General features: G+C 77.1%; 1 protein-coding gene. It reads right to left on the minus strand.

Going from position 1 to position 306, the window contains the following annotated elements; all coding sequences use genetic code 11:
• Positions 1-58: 58 nt before the first annotated feature.
• A partial coding sequence (locus ACFFNX_RS52300; protein WP_378213934.1) for a tetratricopeptide repeat protein occupies positions 59-306 on the minus strand: 248 nt, incomplete at its 5' end.

The raw sequence follows: 306 nt of genomic DNA on the forward strand, positions 1-306 counted from the left end.
GGCGCGGGGCGAGCGGGGCTCGGGGCGAGCGGGGCGCGGTTCCCGGCCGCGTGGGGGCTCAGCGCTTCTCCGGCGGCCGCGTCCTGGCCAGGATGTGCTCCGCCCGTGCCTCGCCGACCTCGTTGCCGAGGCTCTGGTAGATCCGTACGGCCTCCTCGGCCGGCTCGCGTGCCTCGGCGGGCCGGTTCGCGCCGACCAGGATCTCCGCGATCGTGCGCAGGCACCGGGCCTGGAACCAGCGGTCACCGAGTTCGCGGAAGGCGCCGGCGGCGTGCCGAAGCGCGGTGACCGCCTCCTCGATCCGGC

Source organism: Actinoallomurus acaciae (assembly GCF_042429965.1).
Classification (GTDB): Bacteria; Actinomycetota; Actinomycetes; order Streptosporangiales; family Streptosporangiaceae; genus Actinoallomurus; species Actinoallomurus acaciae.